This window comes from Caballeronia telluris (assembly GCF_001544495.1).
GTDB lineage: Bacteria > Pseudomonadota > Gammaproteobacteria > Burkholderiales > Burkholderiaceae > Caballeronia > Caballeronia telluris.
Genome location: NZ_FCNZ02000011.1, coordinates 89,253 through 109,664 on the forward strand (window position 1 = coordinate 89,253; position 20,412 = coordinate 109,664).

A 20,412-nucleotide genomic window follows, 5' to 3' on the forward strand; every position below is an offset into this window, starting at 1 on the left:
TCGTGTGAACAGCCATCCGTGTGGCTTGAGTGAACTTTATGGCAACGCGATGAGCGTGTTAATGCCGAAAAATCTCTCAAACATGCTCGATCGGCTCACGATACCGATCATCCCCAAGAAAGGCGAAGGAAGCCGATGGACTATCTGACGACCCTGAAGGTGTTCTGCACGGTGGTGGAGGCGAAAAGCTTCACGCGCGCGGCCGATATTCTCGGCGTGACGCCGCCCGTCGTCTCGCGCGCGATTTCGACGCTGGAGCAGCGGCTCGGCAGCCGGCTCTTCAACCGCACGACGCGCCAGATTTCGCTGACCGAGACCGCCGAGCAGTTTTTCGCGGGCTGCTCGCGGCTGCTCGACGAACTCGAAGCGCTCGAACGAAGCGCGTCGACGAATGCCAGCGAGGCGACCGGCGTCCTGCGGCTCGTCGCGCATACAACCGCGACCGTCCACCGGCTGGTGCCGCTGATCGCGTCGTTCAGGCAGCGGCACCGCCAGGTCCGGCTCGACGTGACGCTGACCGAGCGGCCGGTCGATCTCGTCGCCGAAGGTTACGACCTCGCGCTCGTCCTGCCCTTCATGCTGACGAGCGACACGGTCGTCACGCGCCTGCTCGAACGCATCCCACTCGCACTCGTCGCGACGCCCGGCTATCTCGCGACGCACCCGGCGCCGCGCCATCCGTCGGAACTCGTCGATCACGAATTCGTGCCGATGTCGGCGTCGATCCGCAAGCCCGAACTGACGTTTCGCATCGGCGGCGAGGAGACAACGGTGCCGATGCGCTTCGACATCGCGTCGAACAGCGCCGATTTCAACCGGCAGATGGTGTTGCAGGGCTGCGGCATAGGCGTTTTGCCGGTTGGACTCGTGCAGCGCGAGATCGAGTCGGGGCAACTCGTGACGCTGCTCGATCGCTTCGAACTCGTCAGCGGGGCGATCGAAATCCGGCTCGCCTACAGCACGCGCGCGCTGCTTCCGGCAAAAGTGCGTGCATTCGTCGATCACGCGACGGAATTTTTCGGCGACAGCGCGGCCGCGTAATCCGCGCGAACGCCCGCTCCGCAAGCCTTCCGGCCGATTGTTGCTGCCCGCGTCATTCACTCGTGTGCGCAATGCGCCTTGACTCGGTGCATATGCACATTTAGCCTTTCGCGTAATCGCAAGTGCCTTTCGAGGCGCTTCTCCACCCTCTACGGTGCATATGCACTTTAATCGACAATGTCCAGCCCTTCTACCGATGTTTCCCCTGCCGTCGTGCCCGCGCTGCAAAAGCCGGCGCGGCGCATTCCGTGGATGCTGCTCGCGCTGGGTCTCGTCGGCGCGGTCGTGATCGCGGCCATCGCCTACTGGGCGCTGGTGCTGCGCTTCGTGCAGTCCACCGACGATGCCTACGTCGGCGGCAACGTCACGGTGATGGCGCCGAAGGTGAACGGCTTCGTCACCGAATTGCTCGTGCAGGACAACCAGCGCGTCTCGGCGGGACAAGTGCTCGTGCAGCTCGATTCGCGCGACTACGACGCCCGTCTCGCGCAGGCGAGCGCTGAAGTGTCGAGCGCGCGCGCGGCTGTCGTCGAATGGCAGGCGAAGCGCGAATTGCAGGCCGCCGTCATCAACCAGCAGCAGGCGGAAGTGCGCGCGTCGTCGGCGGAAATGACGCGAAGCGCGCAGGATCGCTCGCGCTATCGCGAACTGGTGAAGGACGACGCGGTGTCGAGCCAGATCGTCGAGCGCGCCGACGCCGACTACACCAAGGCGAACGCGGCGGTGGACAAGAGCGGCGCGTCGCTCGTCGCGGCGAAGCGCGAACTTGCCGTGATCGAGGCGCAGATCGCCGATGCGAACGCGCGTGTCGCGACGGCCGAAGCCGCGCGGCGCGTCGCTGAACTGAACGTCGAATACACGACCATCCGCTCGCCCGTCGACGGCTACGTCGGCAATCGGACGGCGCGCGTCGGGATGCTCGCGAACACGGGCGTGTCGCTCCTGACGATCGTGCCGTCGACGGGATTGTGGATCGACGCCAACTTCAAGGAAGACCAGTTGAAGAAGATGCGCGTCGGCGATGAAGTCGATGTCGATCTGGACGCGTCGAGCGTGCCGATCCACGGCCGCGTCGAGAGCCTCGCGCCGGCGACGGGCGCGACCTTCAGCGTCTTGCCCGCCGAAAACGCGACCGGCAACTTCACGAAGATCGTGCAGCGCGTGCCGGTGCGCGTGCGGCTCGACGTGCCGAAAGAGATGCAGGCGGTGCTGCGCCCGGGCCTCTCGGCGACGGTCAAGGTCCATCTCGGCGGCGCGAACTGACATGACCGCCTCCATTCCACTCGATCCCGCCAGCCAGCCGGTGAAGCAGCGCGTCCTGGCGTTCGCGCTGATGTGCCTCGGCTTCTTCATGGCGACGCTCGACATCCAGATCGTCGCGTCGTCGTTGAAGGACATCGGCGGCGGATTGTCGGCGAGCCAGGACGAACTGTCGTGGGTCCAGACGTCCTATCTGATCGCGGAAATTCTCGTGATTCCGATGTCCGGCTGGCTCTCGAAGGTGTTCTCGACGCGCTGGCTCTTCGTCGCGTCGGCGGTCGGCTTCACGGTCACGAGCATGCTGTGCGGCATGGCGTGGGACATCAATTCGATGATCCTCTTTCGCGGCCTGCAGGGCGCGCTCGGCGCCGCGATGATCCCGACCGTCTTCACGACCGCCTTCGTGCTCTTTCCCGGCAAGCAGCGCCTGATCGCCTCGACGACGATCGGCGCGCTCGCGTCGCTCGCGCCCGCGATCGGGCCGGTGATTGGCGGCTGGATCACGTCGCAATGGTCCTGGCACTGGCTGTTCTACCTGAACGTGGTGCCGGGCATCGCGGTCGCGGCGCTGGTGCCGAAGTACGTCCATATCGACGAACCCGATCTCAGGCTGCTCAAAAAGGGCGATTACCTCGGCATCCTGCTGATGTCGGGCTTTCTCGGCTGCCTGGAATACGTGCTCGAAGAGGGCCCGCGCAAGAACTGGTTCGGCGACGACGTGATCGTCCTGTGCGCGTGGATTTCCGGCATCTGCGGCTTCCTCTTCCTGGTGCACGCGTTCACGGCGAAGGAACCGGTCGTCGACCTGAAGGCGCTGGCCGTGCGCAACTTCGCGATCGGTAGCCTGTTGTCGTTCGTGACCGGGATCGGCATCTTCGTGTCGGTGTTTCTGACGCCCGTGTTCCTGAGCCGCGTGCGGGGTTTCGATTCGCTGGAGATCGGCATCGCGCTGCTGTCGGTGGGCTGTTTCCAGTTGCTCGCGCTCGTCGCGTATGGCTTTGCGACGCGGTTCGTCGACATGCGCATCCTGCTCGTCTTCGGTCTCGTCTGCTTCGGCGCCGGCTGCTATTTCTACGCGCCGCTCACGCACGACTGGGGCTGGCACGAACTGCTGCTGCCGCAGGCGCTGCGCGGCATCGGCCAGCAGTTCGCCGTGCCGCCGATCGTCACGATGGCGCTCGGTTCGCTGCCGCAGTCGCGCCTCAAGTCCGCGAGCGGGCTCTTCAACCTGATGCGCAATCTCGGCGGCGCGATCGGCATCGCCGTCAGCGCGACGATGCTCAACGACCGCCTGAACCTCCACTATCTGCGGCTGAACGAGAACGTGACGGTCGGGCGTCCCGAGGTCGCGGGCTTTCTCGCGCGCAGTTCGGGCCATCTGGCATCGGTCGCGGGCGATGCGCTCGATGCGTCGCAGGCGGGTCTCGCGAACCTGCATGCACTCGTGATGCGCGAGGCGCTGGTGCTCACCTTCGCCGATTGTTTCTACGTGCTGGCGCTGTGTTTCCTCGTCGGGATCGTCAGCGTGATTTTCTCGCGGCCGATTACGAGCGCGCCGCCTTCTTCCGACGCGCACTGAGTCATTCGAGCCTGGAACCGATCATGAAAAAGCTTCTCGTTGAAATCCTGGCGTGTCTGGCGCTCGCCGCGTGCGCGGTGCAGCCGGCCACGCACGCGGATCTTCCCGCCACGGTCGCGACGACCGCGCCCGCCGACTGGAGCGTCGACGTGCCGCGCGATCCCGCCGATCCGGCCGCGTGGTGGAACCAGTTCGGCGATCCGGTCCTGCACGAACTGGTGGCCTCGGTGCTGAACGACAACCTCGATGTGCAGGCCGCCGTCGAGCGCGTGAAACAGGCGCAGTCGCTGACGACGCAGCGTCGCGCGGCGCTTCTGCCGCAACTCGACGTGAATGCCGGTGCTTCCGATTCACGTCAGAACACGCCGCCGCCGCTCGGCTACGTGCGGCAGGCGGGCATCGGGCTGGCGCTCTCGTGGACGCCGGATGTGTTCGGCGGCGAGCGGCTCGAACTGCTGGCGTCGCAGGCGCAGCTCGTCGGCCGGGAGCATGCCGCCGACCAGTTGCGGCTCGCGCTGGCGGCCGATACGGCTTCCGCTTACGTCGATCTGCGCTGGGCGCAGTCGGAACTCAAGATCCTGCAGGACAACGTCGCGATCCGCGAGCGCGCGTTGCGGCTCACGCAACGTCGCCTGCAATACGGGCTGTCGACGCAACTCGACGTTTCGCGCGCGCAGAACCAGTTGAGCGACTTGCAGGCGCGCATTCCGCGCGCGCGGTCGACGATCCAGCATCAGTTGAGCCTGATCGCGGTGTATTCGGGACGCACGCCGGAATCCGTCGACCGCCTGATGCTCGCGAACGCCGGCGATTCGCCCGTGATTCCCGCGCCGACGAGCACCGTGCCGCAGATGCTGCCGTCCGACGCGCTGCTGCGCCGCCCCGACGTGCTCGCGGCCTACGCGGGCGTGCAGCAGCGCGCGGCGGAAGTCGGCGTATCGAGGGCGGAGCGCTATCCGAAATTTTCGCTGCGACTGACGGACGGCTTGCTGGCATCGTCGTATCTCGGCCTGCCGACGCTCACCGACAACCTGTTCAGCGCCGCACTCAACGCGACCAGCCCGATTTTCAACGCGGGCCGCATCACCGCCGACATCGAACAGAGCGAGAGCCGGATGCGCGAATCGGAGCTGAATCTGCGGCAGACCATGCTTCAGGCGCTGAAGGAAGTGGAGGACACGCGCAGCGATCTCGTCAGCACGACGGAATCGGCCGCGCGCCTGACCGATGCGCTCGCCGCCTCAGACAAGTCGCTCACGCTCTCGACGCAGTTATACAAGGGCGGCGCGGCGAGCTTCCTGGATGTGCTCGCGGCGCAGGAGTCGTTTCTGCAGGACGCGGATTCGCTGAATCTCGCGAAACGCGAGCATGCGCTGGCGGCAGTCGCGTTGTACCGGTCGCTCGGCGGCGGCTGGAGCCAGACGCCCGCAGGCGACGACGTCGCCGTGAACAGCACGCCTACGCTCGCGCAAGCAGTGAAGACATCGAACTGAGGAGGGAAGAAAAGATGAGCCTGATCGACGAAACGGCGGCGGGGCTGGACGGCCTGTCGCAATTGCGGACGCTGATCGCCTCGGGGCGCAAGCCGGGGATTCTGGTGTCGCTGGATTTCGACTTCGTGGAAGTGGAAGCGGGCAGGGCGGTGTTCGCGGGCATCGCCGGCGATCACGCGTACAACCCGATCGGCACCGTGCACGGCGGCTACGCGGCGACGCTGCTCGATTCGGCGTGCGGCTGCGCGGTCCACTCATGCCTCACCGCCAGCCAGGCGTACACGACGCTCGAACTGAAGGTGGCGTATCACAAGGCCGTCACGCGCGACTCCGGGCTCTTGCGCGCGGAAGGCCGCGTGCTGTCGATCGGCCGGCGCGCGGCGTTCGCGGAAGCGACGCTCAAGGACGCGAGCGGCCGCCTGCACGCCTCGGCGACGTCGACGTTGCTCGTGATCGATCGCTGAGTCGAGCGTCGAGCGGCGGGCTTGCACACACTCGCGCGCCGCTCACGCCGCTTCGCGCGGCAAAACGGTCCGCGCGATTTCTTCCGCGTGCTCCCGTTCCGCGATCTTCAGGTCGTAGGTCATCTGCAGGTTGAGCCAGGTTTGCGCGTCCCCGCCGAAATAGCGGGCGAGCCTGAGCGCCGTTTCGGGCGTCACGCCGCGACGCTCGAGCACGATGTCGTTGATGCGGTTCGCGGTGACGTCGAGCGCGCGGGCGAGCGCATTCGCGGTCATGCCGAGCGGTTCGAGGTAGTCCTCCCGCAAAATCTCGCCCGGGTGCACGGGACGCATGCCGTTCGTAAATTTGCCCATTCGTAGTCTCGTTCAGTGATAGTCGATGATCCGCACGTCGGCGGGTCCGTCCAGCGTCCATGAAAAGCACAGCCGCCACTGATTGTTCACGCGGACGCTGTAAGTATCCGAGAGCTCGCCGCGCAATATTTCCAGCCGGTTGCCCGGAGGCGTGCGCAACGCGCTCAGCGTGACAGCTTCGTCGAGCAGCGTGAGCTTGCGTTCGGCCGCGGCGAGGATATTCGCAAAACGCCGGGACCGGCCGGTTTCAAACAGCGCCTTCGTTTCGGCGCAAGCGAAAGACACAATCATTGGAATTCATTCTATGTCGTTTGCCGATAAACGGCAAACTTTTTTTTTTTTTTGCGGAACCCCGGAAGATGCGGAACGGCACCTGCTGCTCACCCGGGCACTCGTGCTTTTTGCGACAACCACTGTATGAGTGTACAGTGGCGTGCTTGTCGGCAAGAGTCATGCAGATGGCATAGGGCAGCGCGTGTCGCGTGTGGCTCAGAGACTCTCCAACCCATTGAACCGGTTAGAAAAAAGTGGCATCGAACAACGCAATCCGCATTCGCGGCGCCCGTCAGCACAACCTCAAGAATCTCGACCTCGACCTGTATACGGGCCAGATGACGGTCGTGACCGGTCCGTCCGGCTCAGGCAAGTCGAGCCTCGTCTTCGACACGCTCTACGCCGAGGGCCAGCGCCGCTACGTCGAAACGTTCAGCGCCTACGCGCGCCAGTTTCTCGACCGCATGGACCGGCCGCAGGTGGATCGCGTGGACGGCGTGCCGCCCGCCATCGCCATCGACCAGACCAACCCGGTGCGCAGTTCGCGCTCGACGGTCGGCACGATGACCGAGCTCAACGACCACCTGAAGCTCTTCTACGCGCGCGCGGCCGAGTTGTTCGACCGGAAGACGTCGCATCAGGTGCGCCACGACACGCCCGAGACGATCTACGCCGAACTGCTGGAACGCACGCGCACGGCCGATCCGCGCATCGCGATCACGTTTCCGGTCGAACTGCCCGACACCGCGAGCGACGACGAAGTCACGCAATGGCTCTCGGCGAGCGGCTACACGCGCGTGCAGGCGAAGCGCCACGTCGAGACCGAGAGCGGGCCGCGCCAGTTGCTCGACGTCGTCGCGGACCGTTTCCGCCCGCAGAGCACCGAGCGCTCGCGCGCGCTCGAAGCGATCGAAAGCGCGCTCTTGCGCGGCACGGGCCGCGTGAACGTCTACGTGCTGGCGGACGAGGGCGAGCCGGACATCTGGCGCTTCTCCACCGGCCTGCACAGCCCCGAAAGCGACATCCGCTACGCCGATCCGCAGCCTGCGCTCTTCTCGTTCAATTCGGCCTACGGCGCGTGCGAGACGTGCCGGGGCTTCGGCCGGGTGATCGGCGTGGACCTGGGCCTCGTCATCCCCGACGAGCGCAAGACGCTCAAGGAAGGCGCGATCAAGACGCTGCAAACGCCCGCCTGGCGCGAGAATCACGACGACCTGATCCGCTATGGCGCGAAAGCGGGCATTCGGCTCGGAATTCCATGGAGCGAACTCACGCAGAAGGAACGCGACTGGGTCATCAAGGGCTCGCCGGACTGGACGGGCAAGTGGGGCAATCAGTGGTACGGCGTGCAGCGTTTTTTCGATTACCTCGAATCGAAGGCGTACAAGATGCACATTCGCGTGCTGCTGTCGAAATATCGCAGCTACACGAAATGTCCGGCGTGCGACGGCGCTCGCCTCAAGACCGAAGCGCTCCTGTGGCGCCTCGGCACGAAGGAGCAGGCCGACGCGGTGCTCAGTCCCGCCGACCGCTTCCTGCCGACCGGCGTCGACTGGACGCGCGCGCAACTCGAATCGCTGCCCGGCCTCACGCTGCACGACCTGATGCTGATGCCGATCGAGCGCATCCGCCGCTTCTTCGATTCGCTGACGCTGCCGAGCACGCTGCTCGACGAAGCGCTGAAGCTGCTGCACGCCGAAGTGCGCACCCGCCTGAAATATCTCTGCGATGTCGGGCTCGGCTATCTGACGCTCGATCGCCAGAGCCGCACGCTATCGGGCGGCGAAGTCCAGCGCATCAACCTGACGACGGCGCTCGGCACGTCGCTCGTCAACACGCTTTTTGTGCTCGATGAACCCAGCATCGGCCTGCATCCGCGCGACCTGAACCGCATCGTCGAGGCGATGCACCGGCTGCGCGACGCGGGCAACACGCTCGTCGTGGTGGAGCACGATCCGTCCGTGATGCTCGCCGCCGATCGTCTGATCGACATGGGGCCGGGCCCCGGCGAGCGCGGCGGCGACATCGTCTACGACGGCACCCCGAACGAGATCCAGCATAGCGATACGCTCACGGGCGCCTATCTCGGCGGCCGCAAGCATGTCGCGCATGCGTCGAACTGGCTGCGGCGCGCGGTCGATCAAAGCACGCCGCGTCTCGTGCTCGAAGGCGCGAGCGAACACAACCTGCGCGACGTGACGGTCGAGATTCCGTTGCAGCGGCTCGTCTGCGTGACGGGCGTTTCGGGCTCGGGCAAATCGACGCTGATTCAGGACGTGCTCGCGCCCGCGCTCGCCCGCCATTTCGGCAAGGCGACGGACGCGCCCGGCGCGTTCCGTTCGCTGACGGGCGCGGATCAACTGAGCGACGTGATTTTCGTCGACCAGTCGCCGATCGGGCGCACGGCGCGCTCGAATCCGGCGAGCTATGTCGGCGCGTTCGACGAAATCCGCAAGCTGTTCGCGAAAGCGCCGCTCGCCCTGCAGCGCGGCTACAGCGCGAGCATGTTCAGCTTCAATTCGGGCGACGGCCGCTGCCCGACCTGCGGCGGCTCGGGCTTCGAGCACGTCGAAATGCAGTTCCTGAGCGACGTCTATCTACGTTGCCCGGATTGCGACGGCCGGCGTTATCGCGCGGAAATTCTCGAAGTGAAGATCGAGCGCGGCGCGCGCGGCCTGAGCGTCGCGGACGTGCTCGACCTGACGGTGAGCGAAGCCGTCGCGCTGTTCGCCGACGACGCCGAAGTGCTGCGCGTCCTTCAGCCGATCGTCGATGTCGGGCTGGAATACGTGAAGCTCGGCCAGCCGGTGCCGACGCTCTCGGGCGGCGAAGCGCAGCGTCTAAAGCTGGCGGGCTTTCTTGCAGAAACGTCTCAGACAAAGGGCGGGAAGGCGGGCCGTCTCTTCATGTTCGACGAACCGACCACCGGCCTTCATTTCGACGATATCGCCAAGCTGATGCAAGCGCTGCGTCGATTGCTGGAGCGCGGTCATTCGCTGATCGTGATCGAGCATAACCTCGACGTGATCCGCGCCGCCGACTGGATCGTCGATCTCGGCCCTGAAGGCGGCGATGGCGGCGGGCAGGTCGTGTGCGTCGGCACGCCGGACGACGTCGGCGCGTGCGAGCAGTCGCACACCGGCCGCGCGCTCCTCGACTACGAGGAAGCGATGGCGCCGGGCGCCGCCGAGAAGCGCAGCGCGGGCGTGCCGCTGCAACTCGCGGCGGAAGTGGCGAGCGCGCGCCGCGCGTTGCAGGGCGAGGACGTCGTGCGCATCGTGAACGCGCGCGAGCACAACCTGAAGTCGCTCGACGTGGACATTCCGCACGGCAAGTTCAACGTCATCACGGGCGTGTCCGGCTCGGGCAAGTCGACGCTCGCGTTCGACATCCTGTTCCACGAAGGCCAGCGGCGCTATCTGGAGTCGCTGAACGCGTATGCGCGCTCGATCGTACAGCCGGCCGGGCGCCCGGAAGTGGACGCGGTCTACGGCATTCCGCCGACCGTCGCCATCGAGCAGCGTTTGTCGCGCGGCGGCCGCAAGAGCACGGTCGCGACGACCTCCGAAGTCTGGCACTTCCTGCGCCTGCTGTACGTGAAACTCGGCATTCAGCATTGCGTCCACGACGGCGCGCCGGTTCAGGCGCAGAGCGCCGAATCGATCGCCGCGCAAATCCTGCGCGACTACAAGGGGCAGCATGTCGGGCTGCTGGCGCCGCTCGTCGTGAACCGGAAGGGCGTCTATACCGACATCGCGAAGTGGGCGAAGGCGCGCGGCAATACGCATTTGCGCGTCGATGGCGAATTTCTGCCGGTGAGTCCGTGGCCGAAGCTCGACCGCTTTCGCGAGCATACGATCGAACTGCCGGTCGGCGACCTGATCGTGTCGACGGACGGCGAAAGCGAACTTCGCAGGCTGCTCGACGAGACGCTCGAAGTCGGCAAGGGCGTGATGCATCTGCTCGCGCCGCTCGACGGACTGCACGGGGCGCTTTCCAACGGACATCGGCGCGGCAAGGAAGAAACGCGCGTCTTTTCGACCAAGCGCGCGTGTCCGGTCTGCGGCACGAGCTATCCGGAACTCGATCCGCGCATGGTCTCCTACAACAGCAAGCACGGCTGGTGCAACACCTGCGTCGGCACGGGCCTGAAACTCACGCGCGAGCAACGCGCCGTCTACGACGACACGATCCTCGCCGGCGACGATCGCGGCCGCGAACAGACCATCGGTTCGGTCGAGCAGGAACCGGACGACGTGGTGGACGTGCCGTGTCCCGACTGCGAGGGCACACGCCTGAACGACGTGGCGCGCGCGGTGACGTTCGGCAATTACCCGATCACGGAAGTCGGCCGCTGGACGGTGAGCGACACGCGCGAATGGGTGTCGAAGCTCGCGCTGAAAGGCCGCGAAGCCGACATCGCGCGCGATGTCGTCAGCGAAATCGAAGGGCGGCTGCAATTTCTGGAGGAAGTGGGGCTCGGCTATCTCAGCCTCGACCGCGCCGCGCCGACGCTTTCCGGCGGCGAAGCGCAGCGCATCCGGCTCGCGGCGCAGCTCGGCAGCAATCTGCAGGGCGTCTGCTATGTGCTCGACGAGCCGACGATCGGCCTGCATCCGCGCGACAACCAGATCCTGCTCGACGCGCTCAAGAAACTCGGCGACAAGGGCAATACGCTCGTGGTCGTCGAGCACGACGAAGACACGATCCGCCGCGCGGATCACATCATCGACATCGGGCCGGGCGCGGGCAAGCGCGGCGGAACGGTGGTGGCGCAGGGCGGCGTCGGCGATCTGGCGGCGCACAAGGATTCGCTGACGGGCCAGTTTCTCGCGAACCCGATCGTGCATCCGCTGAAGCCGCGCCGCGACGTGCGCGCCGCCACGGCGAAACGCACGGCGGTGCCCGAACAATGGCTGACCGTGGAACGCGCGACGCTACACAACCTGCGCAACGTGACGGCGAGCTTGCCGCTCGGACGGCTCGTCGCGATCACGGGCGTCTCCGGCTCCGGCAAGTCGACGCTCGCGCGCGACGTGCTGATGACCAATCTGCTTGACGCCGTGGGCCGGTCGGTGCTGTCGTCGCCGGCGACGCGACGCGCCCGCAAGGTGGCGCAAGCCGACGCGCCCGCGCGCAACCGCGCGAGCGTGCTGTCGCGCGAGGCGCCCCGTCCGAAGTTCGAAGTCGCGCACACCTGGCAGGGCTGCGCGGGCGTGACGGGCTGGGAGTCGATCGATCGCGTGCTGGAAGTCGACCAGACGCCGATCGGCAAAACGCCGCGCTCGTGTCCGGCGACGTATATCGGCATGTGGGACACGATCCGCAAGCTCTTCGCCGACACGCTCGAAGCCCGCGCGCGCGGTTATACGCCGTCGCGCTTCTCGTTCAACACCGGCGACGGCCGTTGCCCGGCGTGCGAGGGGCAGGGCGTTCGCACCATCGCGATGAGTTTCCTGCCGGACGTCAAGGTGCCGTGCGACGTCTGTCACGGCCAGCGTTTCAATCCGGAAACGCTCGCGGTGACGTGGCGCGGCAAGAACATCGGCGAAGTGCTGACGATGGAGATCGACGAAGCGGTCGAGTTCTTCGGCTCGATGACGAGCATCGCCCATCCGCTTCAGTTGATGAAGGACGTCGGGCTGGGTTATCTGACGCTCGGGCAGCCTTCGCCGACGCTTTCCGGCGGCGAGGCGCAGCGCATCAAGCTGGTGACGGAGCTGTCGAAGGTGCGCGACGACGTGACGCGGCGCGGGCAGAAGGTGCCGCATACGCTTTACGTGCTCGACGAGCCGACCGTCGGGCTGCACATGGCCGACGTCGCGAAGCTGATTCGCGTGCTGCATCGGCTGGTCGACGGCGGCCATAGCGTGGTGGTGATCGAGCACGATCTCGACGTGATCGCGGAAGCCGACTGGGTGATCGATCTCGGTCCCGAAGGCGGCGTGAACGGCGGGATGATCGTCGCGGCCGCCGACCCGGAGACGCTTGCACGGAACACGCGCAGTCATACGGGCGCGGCGCTGGTGCCGGTACTGGCGCGGGTGGCGGCGCAAGTGGACGCGGCCTGACCGCGAAACCCAACCCGGGGTATGCTTGCCTCCTCGATCAATCAGGACCAGAACAAAGCCAAGATGGAAACGCAGGATAAATCGGCAGCATTGAACAGGATGAAGTGGTTCGCGGCGGGTCTGCTCGTCGCGGCGGGGGCATTGTTCGCGCTCGCGAAGAGCCAGCACGACGCGGGTCTGTGGGCATGGGTCGCCGCGTTCGCGGAGGCCGCCATGGTCGGCGCGCTCGCCGACTGGTTCGCCGTCGTCGCGCTGTTTCGGCACCCGCTCGGCGTGCCGATCCCGCACACGGCCATCCTGCCCGCCAACAAGGCGCGCGTCGCGGACAACCTCGCCGCGTTCGTGCGCGACCGCTTTCTCAGCACCGATGCGCTCGTCGATCGCGTGAGTGCATTCGATCCGGCCAGCCGCCTCTCGATGTGGCTCGCCGAGCCGAAAAACGCCGAGTTGCTCGGCAAGAAGGCGGTGGCGTCCGCGAGCCAGTTGCTGAGTTTCATCGACGACGAGCGCATCAAGACGATGCTCCATGACGCGCTGCGCCGTCGCGCCGACAAGTTCGATCTTGCGGGCGCGGCGGGCGGACTGCTGTCGACGCTCACCGCCGACCAGCGCCATCAGTTGCTGCTCGACGAAGGCCTGCGCGAACTTGCGCAATGGCTCGATCGCGGCGAAGTGCAGCAGATGCTCGCCGACAAGATCGTCCAGGTGGCGGGAGAGGAGTATCCGAAGCTCGTCGGCGCGCTCGGTTTCATCGGCCTGAACGCCGAAGAACTGGGCAACAAGTTCGCGGCCGGCCTCGTGCGGGGCGCGAACACGTGGCTGCACGACATCAGCAGCGATCCCGAACACGAGCGCCGCAAGGCGTTCGACCGCGCGGTGGAAGGATTCGTCGAGCGCCTTAAGTCAGATCCGGCGTTCAAGGCGCGCATCGACGAACACAAGCGGCAGTGGCTCGAGCGCCCGGAACTGCGTGCTTACATCAACGGTCTGTGGGATGAATTCACCGCCTGGCTGCACGCCGATCTCGTCAAGCCGGATTCGACGCTGCACGCGAAGGTGGTGAGCGTCGCGGCGACGTTCGCGCAGGCGCTCGGCGGCGATCCCGCGTTGCGCGACTCCATCAACGAGCACATGCGCGACGCGCTGAAGGCAATGGCGCCGGAATTGCGCGAGGGCATCGCGAAGCACATCGCGACGACCGTGCGCCAGTGGGACGATGCAACGCTCGTGCGCGACGTCGAACTGAACATCGGACGCGACCTGCAGTTCATCCGGGTGAACGGCACGCTGGTGGGCGGCGCGGTCGGTCTGCTGATTCATGCGGTGACGATCATGACCGTGTGAGGTGCGCGTCGAGGCATGGGCCATCGATCGACGCCGTTCACGCGATGTTTTCGGAGTTGTTTTCAGAAGCCTCACCTGACGAGCTAAAGAAACATGGCAAATCCGAACGCCGAACTGATCGAGCGCTTCTATCGCGCGTTTCAGGATGTCGACGCCGAGGCGATGGCCGCGTGCTACGCGCGTGACATCCGCTTCGAAGACCCGGTGTTCGGCGTGCTGCGCGGGCGCGAAGCGGGCGACATGTGGCGCATGCTGCTGGCCCGCGCGGAAGACTTTTCCCTGACGTACACCGACATCAAGGCCACCGGCCAGACGGTGACTGCGAACTGCGTCGCGACGTATCGGTTCTCGCGCACACGGCGCACGGTGGCGAACGAGATTAGCTCCAGGTTCGCGATCCGCGACGGCGAGATCGTGGAACAAACCGATAGCTTCGATCTTTGGCGCTGGAGCCGGCAGGCACTCGGACTGAAGGGCTGGCTGCTCGGCGGGAGTTCGATCATGCAAAACCGGATTCGCGGGGACGCGCGCAAGGGACTCGCGGAATTTCGCCGGAAGTCGGAATCGTGACGCGCCTCGACGCGCCTTTCGAGCGGCAGCGCCTTGAAGACGAATGGCTCGAAGCGGATGGCTTCGGCGGCTTCGCTTCGGGGACGGTCGGCACGATGCGCACGCGCCGTTATCACGCGCTCTTGCTCACGGCGACGCAACCGCCGGCGGGACGCGTCGTGCTCGTCAATGGCGTCGAGGCATGGCTTGACATGGACGGCACTCGCGTTGCGCTGACGATGCAGCACTACGCGCCCGATGTGCTGTATCCGGACGCGACGGCGAACCTGCTTTCCTTCGACACCGCGCCGTGGCCGACCTGGCGCTACCGCATCGGTGCGCGTGCGATGCTGATCGCCGAGCTGTTCGTCGCGAAGGAGAGCCGCGAGACGGTCCTGCGCTGGCGATTCGAAGGCGCCGACGTGCCCCGCAATGCGACGCTGAGCGTGCGTCCGCTGCTCTCGGGCCGCGACTATCACGCGCTGCATCACGAGAACCCTGCGCTGGATTTTTCCGCGCATATCGACGGCGAATGCGCGAGCTGGCAGCCCTATGGCGACCTGCCGGCAATCGTCGCCGCGACGAACGGCGTCTACGTGCACGCGCCCGACTGGTATCGCAATTTTTGTTACGCGCGCGAACGCGAGCGCGGTCTCGATTTCACCGAAGACCTCGCCACGCCGGGCATGTTTTCCTTCGATTTCGCGCACCATGAAGCGGTGATGATCCTCAGCGCGGGCGCGGATTCGTCGGCGGTGCGGATACCCACGCACGAGCGCGCCGCCGCGCTTGCCGTCATCGAACAACAGCGCCGCACGGCGCTCGGCTCGCGCCTGCAGCGTTCCGCCGACGCCTACGTGATCGCGCGTCGTGACGGACACACTATCCTCGCGGGATTCCCGTGGTTCACCGACTGGGGCCGCGACACGTTCATCGCAATGCGCGGCTTGCTGATCACGCAAGGGCGGCTTCAATACGCCGAGTCGATCCTTCTGGAATGGGCAGACATGCTGTCCGAAGGCATGCTGCCGAACCGTTTTCCCGATCGCGGCGGCATACCGGAATACAACGCCGTCGACGCCTCGCTCTGGTTTGCTGTTGCAGCGCACGACTATCTCGCGACCGGCCACGCGCTCGTGGCGACGAGAAGCCGGCTGCAGCGCGCCATCGATGCGATTCTCGAAGGCTACTCGCAAGGCACGCGGTTTGGCATAGTCGTCGACGAAGACGGCCTCGTTCGCGCCGGCGTGCCGGGCGTCCAGTTGACATGGATGGACGCGAAGGTCGGCGACTTCGTGGTCACGCCTCGCATCGGCAAGCCGGTGGAAGTGCAGGCGTTGTGGATCAACGCGCTGCACGTCGCGGCCGAGTGGAACCCGCGCTGGGCCGAAGCCGAAGCGCGTGCGCGCGACGCGTTCCTGCAACGCTTCGTCGATCCGTCGACGGGCGCGCTGTTCGATCTCGTCGACGTCGATCACGTGCCGGGCACAATCGACCGCTCCATCCGGCCGAACCAGATATTCGCTGCCGGCGGGCTGCCGTTTGCGCTTGTGGAGGACGCGACGGCCGACGCGGTGCTCTCGCAGGTCGAGGCGCATCTTCTGACGCCGCTCGGCTTGCGCACGCTCGCCCCTTCCGATCCGGCGTATCGCGGGACTTATGCAGGCGCTATTTTCGAACGCGACTCGGCGTATCACCAGGGCACCGTGTGGCCGTGGCTGATCGGGCCGTTCATTCAGGCGTGGGTGCGCCTGCGTGGCGCGCAAGGCGTGCGCGAACGCTTCCTCGCGCCGCTTTACGCGCATCTGGATCATGGCGGGCTCGACCACATCTGCGAAGTGGCGGACGGCGACGCACCTCATGCGCCCGGCGGAACGCCCTGTCAGGCGTGGTCGCTCGGCGAATTGCTGCGCATCGAAAAGCTGCTCGGCGAGCATGGCGGCTGATGTGCCTGCCACGCGCACACTGCGTTCAACACACTCCGCGATCTTTCCCGTTCCAAACATCACCATCCACCTGTCGCTCAATCGATGGATCGATGTTAGCAATACCGAGCTTTTGCCTGTCCAGCGGTTTTTTCATCGTTGGCCGTTCGGCCGAGTTGCAGACACGGCAGCCGCATCGGTAGGCTTTGCTTCACTGCCGGCCGAACACAGCGTCCGCCAAACGCGCTAAATTGTGGGTCGTTTCGCCGGCGGTGAAGTGTCGAATGAAATGCCGACCGTTCAGAAAAGAGGAGAAAGTCATGCCGCCCCTGCGCGCCACCAATGTGCTCGAGACCATCGAGGGAGCCCGACTCCATTCTTCCGAATGCGGCCGCTGGCAGCGCTGGGGCCCGTATCTGAGCGAGCGTCAGTGGGGGACCGTGCGCGAGGATTACAGCGAAAACGGCACCGCCTGGGACTATTTCCCGCACGATCACGCGCGCAGCCGGGCATACCGCTGGGGCGAGGACGGCATCGCCGGCTTCGGCGACGACAAGCTCAGCTGGTGCGCCTCGCTCGCGCTCTGGAACGGCCGCGATCCGATCCTCAAGGAACGCCTCTTCGGGCTCACGAACGAGCAGGGCAATCACGGCGAGGACGTGAAGGAACTGTACTTCTACCTCGACGGCACGCCCACGCATTCCTATATGCGCATGCTGTACAAGTACCCGCAGGCCGCGTATCCGTACGACGACCTCGTCCGCGAGAACGCCGCGCGCGGTCCGGACCGGCCGGAGTACGAAATCCTCGATACCGGCGTGTTCGACGACAACCGCTACTTCGACGTGCAAGTGGAGTACGCGAAGCACACCGCAGATGACATCGTGATGCGCGTGACCGTCGAGAATCGCGCATCGGACGCCGCCGCGCTCGACGTCCTGCCGTTGTTCTGGGCGCGCAACACGTGGTCGTGGAAGCCGGCGCAGAAGAAACCGTCGCTCACGCTCGCGACGAACGCGGGCGAGCCGCACGTCGTCGCGCGCCATGACGGGCATGAGCCGATGGTCGTCACCGCATCGGCGCAGGGCGGGAAGCTCGACTGGCTCTTCTGTGAGAACGAGACCAACGTCAGGCGCATGTTCGACATGGACGGCCCCGGCCCGTTCAAGGACGGCTTCAACGACTACATCGTGCATCGCGATGAACAGGCCGTCAGCCGCGCGTCGGGCACGCGCGCGGCGCCCCACGTGCATCTGGAGCTGGAAGCCCACGGCCGCGCGGTCGTGACGATGCGCTGGCGGCCCGAGTCGGCGCCGGACGTCGTGCCGCTCGACATCGACGCGCTGTTTTCGCGCCGCATCGCCGAGGCCGACGCGTTCTACGCCGCGCTGCAAGGCGATATCGAGAGCGCCGATGCGCGCCTCGTGCAGCGGCAGGCGCTCGCGGGCATGCTGTGGTCGAAGCAGTATTACCAGTTCGACGTCACGCGCTGGATGGACGGCGACCCCGCGCAGCCAAAGCCGCCGAAGGGTCGCCGGCACGGCCGGAACGCCGACTGGCGGCATCTGTGCAACGCGGACATCGTCTCGATGCCGGACAAGTGGGAATACCCGTGGTACGCGTCGTGGGATCTTGCGTTTCATGCGGCGGCCTTCGCGCTGATCGATCCGGCGTTCGCCAAGCGTCAGTTGCTGCTGCTCGTCAAGGACCGCTACCAGCATCCGAACGGCCAGTTGCCGGCCTACGAATGGGCTTTCGGCGACGCCAATCCGCCGGTGCACGCGTGGGCGACGTGGCGCGTCTACGAGATCGACCGCGCGATCACCGGCAAGGGCGATCGCGACTTTCTCGAACTCGTGTTTCACAAGCTGCTGCTGAATTTTTCGTGGTGGGTGAATCGCAAGGACGCCGACGGCCACAATATTTTCCAGGGCGGCTTTCTTGGACTGGACAACGTGGGCATCTTCGACCGCTCGTCCGCGCTGCCCACCGGCGGCCATATCGATCAGGCCGACGGCACCGCGTGGATGGCCGCGTACGCACTCGACCTGATGCGCATCGCGCTGGAACTGGCGTACGCGAATCACGTGTTCGTCGACATCGCGGTGAAGTTCTTCGAGCACTTTCTGTACATCGCGGAGGCCGTCAGTTGCGAGGACGGCTGCGACACGGGCCTCTGGGACACCCCGGACGAATTCTTCTACGACAAACTGCGGCTGCCCGACGGCACCAACGTGCCGATGCGCATCCGCTCGATCGTCGGGCTGATCCCGCTCTTTGCCGTGCACGTGCTGGAGCAGAGCGTGCACGGCGATTTGCCCGGCCTGCGGGACCGGCTCGTGTGGTTCCTCGAACATCGGCCGGATCTGGCGCGGCTCGTGTCGCGCTGGAACGAACCGGGCAAGGGCAATAGCCTGCTGTTGTCGCTATTGCGCGGCCACCGGATGAAGGCGCTCCTCAAGCGCATGCTCGACGAATCCGAGTTTCTTTCCGATCATGGCGTGCGGGCGCTGTCGCGCGTGCATCGCGACGAGCCGTTCGTGTTTCATCACAACGGCGACAGCTTTTGCGTGCGGTATTTGCCGGCGGAGTCGAATTCGCGGGTCTTCGGCGGCAATTCGAACTGGCGCGGGCCGGTGTGGATGCCGGTCAATTATCTGCTGATCGAATCGCTGTACGAGTTTCATCGGTATTACGGCGACGAGTTTCGCGTCGAATATCCGACGGGTTCGGGACACTGTTTGTCGCTTTCCGAAATCGCCGACGAACTCGCACGCCGCGTGACGACGCTGTTTCTCCTGGACAAAAACGGCGAACGGCCCGTGATGGCGGCGTATCCGCTGCTTCAGGCCGACCCGAAATCGCGCGATCTCGTGCTCTTTCACGAATATTTTCATGGCGACAACGGACGCGGGGTGGGAGCGTCGCATCAGACCGGATGGACCGGACTCGTTGCGCTGCTGCTCCAGCCTCGGGCAATGGGACCGTCCGGCGTCGTGCCGGTGGCGGGCGATGCGGTGGAGGAAGAACTCGTCGCCGTCAAGTGATTTTATTACCGCGACAATCGTATTAGTCATCTGATTCAGTGGAATTGCCCATTGAGAAAGCGGGCGTCGGCGTGCTAAAACGTAAGCACGATGATTCCCACGCGGGCGCAGTCGTAAAACTTATTTGGCGTAATTCGTTATTTGATGAGGCATAGCGAGAATGGCAACAGGTACGGTGAAGTGGTTCAATGACGCAAAGGGATTTGGCTTTATCACGCCGGATGGCGGCGGAGAAGATCTGTTTGCGCATTTTTCCGAAATCCAGGGCAGCGGCTTCAAATCGCTGCAGGAAAACCAGAAAGTAAGCTTCGAGATCAAGCAGGGACCGAAGGGAAAGCAGGCAGCGACCATTCAGCCGCTGTAAGCGGTTAAAGTCGGCAACCGACAAGAGCGGCCCCCAGGGGCCGCTTTTTCGTTTTGTCGCGGACTCGTACGGGACTTTCGCCTGTCAAACGCCCCCGATCGACTGCTTCTTCGGAACGACTGCCTAAGGGCTGTTAGTATCGCGTCCGACGTCCGTGTCCGAAGCGGAAAAATGTAAAAGGAGCAAGGGTGAGAAGGAATGCCACAAACAAGCTGAAAGTGGTTGCCGTGCGAGTCGATCCGGAAATCGAGCAGAGGCTCAGGCTCTTGGCCGAGACGACCGGACGCAAGCAGTCGTTTTTCCTGCAACAGTTGATCGAGAACGGGATTGGCGCGATCGAAGAGATCTGGTTGCCGCCAGCCGTTCTGGCACAGGTCCGCGAAGGCGTTCTGCCGTCGGTTGAGCCGACGCAATCCGCGACTGCCGACCTCTTTAGCGACTAAGCCCTGCCGAGCACCGTAGTGAGCGGTTGGGCGATCTGCGTGTAGTCGTGCCACACCTTGGTCTCGAGTTCCATGAGGACCTGTTTTTCACCGCGACATGCAGGGTCGTGGAACCGCTTCATGAAGCAGGCTCGAAACTCGTCCCGGGTGATGCACTCGCCGGTACTCAGCAGCGTCAAGGTCTGGGGCTTGTCGGTCATTGGCTTCT

The 20,412-nt window shown here is 65.2% G+C and carries 15 protein-coding genes; 12 read left to right on the forward strand and 3 right to left on the reverse strand.

Annotated elements, in window-relative coordinates:
- Window positions 1–135 precede the first annotated feature (135 nt).
- The 5 genes from AWB66_RS15980 to AWB66_RS16000 all read left to right on the forward strand — a co-directional run bounded on the left by AWB66_RS15980 (window position 136) and on the right by AWB66_RS16000 (window position 5,837).
- The gene (locus AWB66_RS15980; RefSeq protein ID WP_087631254.1) at window positions 136–1,041 is read left to right on the forward strand and encodes a LysR family transcriptional regulator; all 906 of its coding nucleotides are present in this window, start codon (window positions 136–138) and stop codon (window positions 1,039–1,041) included.
- A 177-nt stretch (window positions 1,042–1,218) separates the two neighbouring features.
- On the forward strand, window positions 1,219–2,304 hold the full coding sequence (locus AWB66_RS15985) for an HlyD family secretion protein (protein ID WP_087631255.1): 1,086 nt from the start codon (window positions 1,219–1,221) through the stop codon (window positions 2,302–2,304).
- A gap of 1 nt (window position 2,305) precedes the next feature.
- Window positions 2,306–3,880 carry a DHA2 family efflux MFS transporter permease subunit gene (locus AWB66_RS15990; RefSeq protein WP_087631256.1) on the forward strand — a complete coding sequence of 525 codons (1,575 nt, stop codon included), beginning with the start codon at window positions 2,306–2,308 and terminating at the stop codon, window positions 3,878–3,880.
- Between the two features lie 23 nt (window positions 3,881–3,903).
- A complete protein-coding gene (locus tag AWB66_RS15995; RefSeq protein ID WP_087631257.1) occupies window positions 3,904–5,373 on the forward strand; it encodes an efflux transporter outer membrane subunit in 1,470 nt (489 codons plus the stop codon).
- A 14-nt stretch (window positions 5,374–5,387) separates the two neighbouring features.
- Window positions 5,388–5,837, forward strand: a complete 450-nt coding sequence (locus AWB66_RS16000; protein WP_087631258.1) for a PaaI family thioesterase — start codon at window positions 5,388–5,390, stop codon at window positions 5,835–5,837.
- A 42-nt stretch (window positions 5,838–5,879) separates the two neighbouring features.
- Here AWB66_RS16000 and AWB66_RS16005 read toward each other — a convergent pair whose 3' ends face one another.
- Both AWB66_RS16005 and AWB66_RS16010 read right to left on the reverse strand, forming a co-directional pair.
- Entirely contained in the window at window positions 5,880–6,188 is a 309-nt protein-coding gene (locus tag AWB66_RS16005; protein WP_087631259.1) for a HigA family addiction module antitoxin, read from the reverse strand.
- Between the two features lie 12 nt (window positions 6,189–6,200).
- On the reverse strand, window positions 6,201–6,479 hold the full coding sequence (locus AWB66_RS16010) for a type II toxin-antitoxin system RelE/ParE family toxin (RefSeq protein WP_200818996.1): 279 nt from the start codon (window positions 6,477–6,479) through the stop codon (window positions 6,201–6,203).
- A gap of 236 nt (window positions 6,480–6,715) precedes the next feature.
- Between AWB66_RS16010 and uvrA the strand changes: the two genes are divergently transcribed.
- The 7 genes from uvrA to AWB66_RS16045 all read left to right on the forward strand — a co-directional run bounded on the left by uvrA (window position 6,716) and on the right by AWB66_RS16045 (window position 20,204).
- Window positions 6,716–12,532, forward strand: coding sequence for an excinuclease ABC subunit UvrA (gene uvrA, locus AWB66_RS16015; RefSeq protein ID WP_087631261.1), 5,817 nt, complete (start codon window positions 6,716–6,718; stop codon window positions 12,530–12,532).
- Window positions 12,533–12,631: 99 nt separating this feature from the next.
- Window positions 12,632–13,876, forward strand: a complete 1,245-nt coding sequence (locus tag AWB66_RS16020) for a DUF445 domain-containing protein (RefSeq protein WP_235021134.1) — start codon at window positions 12,632–12,634, stop codon at window positions 13,874–13,876.
- Window positions 13,877–13,969: 93 nt separating this feature from the next.
- Window positions 13,970–14,446, forward strand: coding sequence for a nuclear transport factor 2 family protein (locus tag AWB66_RS16025; RefSeq protein WP_087631262.1), 477 nt, complete (start codon window positions 13,970–13,972; stop codon window positions 14,444–14,446).
- Window positions 14,443–16,371, forward strand: coding sequence for an amylo-alpha-1,6-glucosidase (locus AWB66_RS16030; RefSeq protein ID WP_087631263.1), 1,929 nt, complete (start codon window positions 14,443–14,445; stop codon window positions 16,369–16,371). Before AWB66_RS16025 ends, AWB66_RS16030 begins: the two co-directional genes overlap by 4 nt.
- A 299-nt stretch (window positions 16,372–16,670) precedes the next feature.
- Window positions 16,671–19,397, forward strand: coding sequence for an MGH1-like glycoside hydrolase domain-containing protein (locus AWB66_RS16035; protein WP_087631264.1), 2,727 nt, complete (start codon window positions 16,671–16,673; stop codon window positions 19,395–19,397).
- A gap of 160 nt (window positions 19,398–19,557) precedes the next feature.
- Window positions 19,558–19,761 (forward strand): cold-shock protein, encoded by a 204-nt coding sequence (locus AWB66_RS16040; RefSeq protein ID WP_087631265.1) that lies wholly within the window; start codon window positions 19,558–19,560, stop codon window positions 19,759–19,761.
- 188 nt (window positions 19,762–19,949) lie between these two features.
- Window positions 19,950–20,204: a hypothetical protein gene (locus AWB66_RS16045; protein WP_087631266.1), complete on the forward strand. Its 255-nt coding sequence runs from the start codon at window positions 19,950–19,952 to the stop codon at window positions 20,202–20,204.
- Here the strand turns inward: AWB66_RS16045 and AWB66_RS16050 are convergent.
- The gene (locus AWB66_RS16050; RefSeq protein ID WP_087631267.1) at window positions 20,201–20,404 is read right to left on the reverse strand and encodes a hypothetical protein; all 204 of its coding nucleotides are present in this window, start codon (window positions 20,402–20,404) and stop codon (window positions 20,201–20,203) included. The genes AWB66_RS16045 and AWB66_RS16050 overlap by 4 nt on opposite strands.
- Between the last annotated feature and the right edge of the window lie 8 nt (window positions 20,405–20,412).

Bases quoted from the DNA above. Each gene is read 5' to 3' on its own strand.
- AWB66_RS16000 (WP_087631258.1), top strand. From the start codon at position 5,388: ATGAGCCTGATCGACGAAACGGCGGCGGGGCTGGACGGCCTGTCGCAA.
- AWB66_RS16040 (WP_087631265.1), top strand. From the start codon at position 19,558: ATGGCAACAGGTACGGTGAAGTGGTTCAATGACGCAAAGGGATTTGGC.
- AWB66_RS16005 (WP_087631259.1), bottom strand. From the start codon at position 6,188: ATGGGCAAATTTACGAACGGCATGCGTCCCGTGCACCCGGGCGAGATT.
- AWB66_RS15985 (WP_087631255.1), top strand. From the start codon at position 1,219: ATGTCCAGCCCTTCTACCGATGTTTCCCCTGCCGTCGTGCCCGCGCTG.
- AWB66_RS15980 (WP_087631254.1), top strand. From the start codon at position 136: ATGGACTATCTGACGACCCTGAAGGTGTTCTGCACGGTGGTGGAGGCG.
- AWB66_RS15995 (WP_087631257.1), top strand. From the start codon at position 3,904: ATGAAAAAGCTTCTCGTTGAAATCCTGGCGTGTCTGGCGCTCGCCGCG.
- AWB66_RS16025 (WP_087631262.1), top strand. From the start codon at position 13,970: ATGGCAAATCCGAACGCCGAACTGATCGAGCGCTTCTATCGCGCGTTT.
- AWB66_RS16050 (WP_087631267.1), bottom strand. From the start codon at position 20,404: ATGACCGACAAGCCCCAGACCTTGACGCTGCTGAGTACCGGCGAGTGC.
- AWB66_RS15990 (WP_087631256.1), top strand. From the start codon at position 2,306: ATGACCGCCTCCATTCCACTCGATCCCGCCAGCCAGCCGGTGAAGCAG.
- AWB66_RS16020 (WP_235021134.1), top strand. From the start codon at position 12,632: ATGAAGTGGTTCGCGGCGGGTCTGCTCGTCGCGGCGGGGGCATTGTTC.
- AWB66_RS16035 (WP_087631264.1), top strand. From the start codon at position 16,671: ATGCCGCCCCTGCGCGCCACCAATGTGCTCGAGACCATCGAGGGAGCC.
- AWB66_RS16010 (WP_200818996.1), bottom strand. From the start codon at position 6,479: ATGATTGTGTCTTTCGCTTGCGCCGAAACGAAGGCGCTGTTTGAAACC.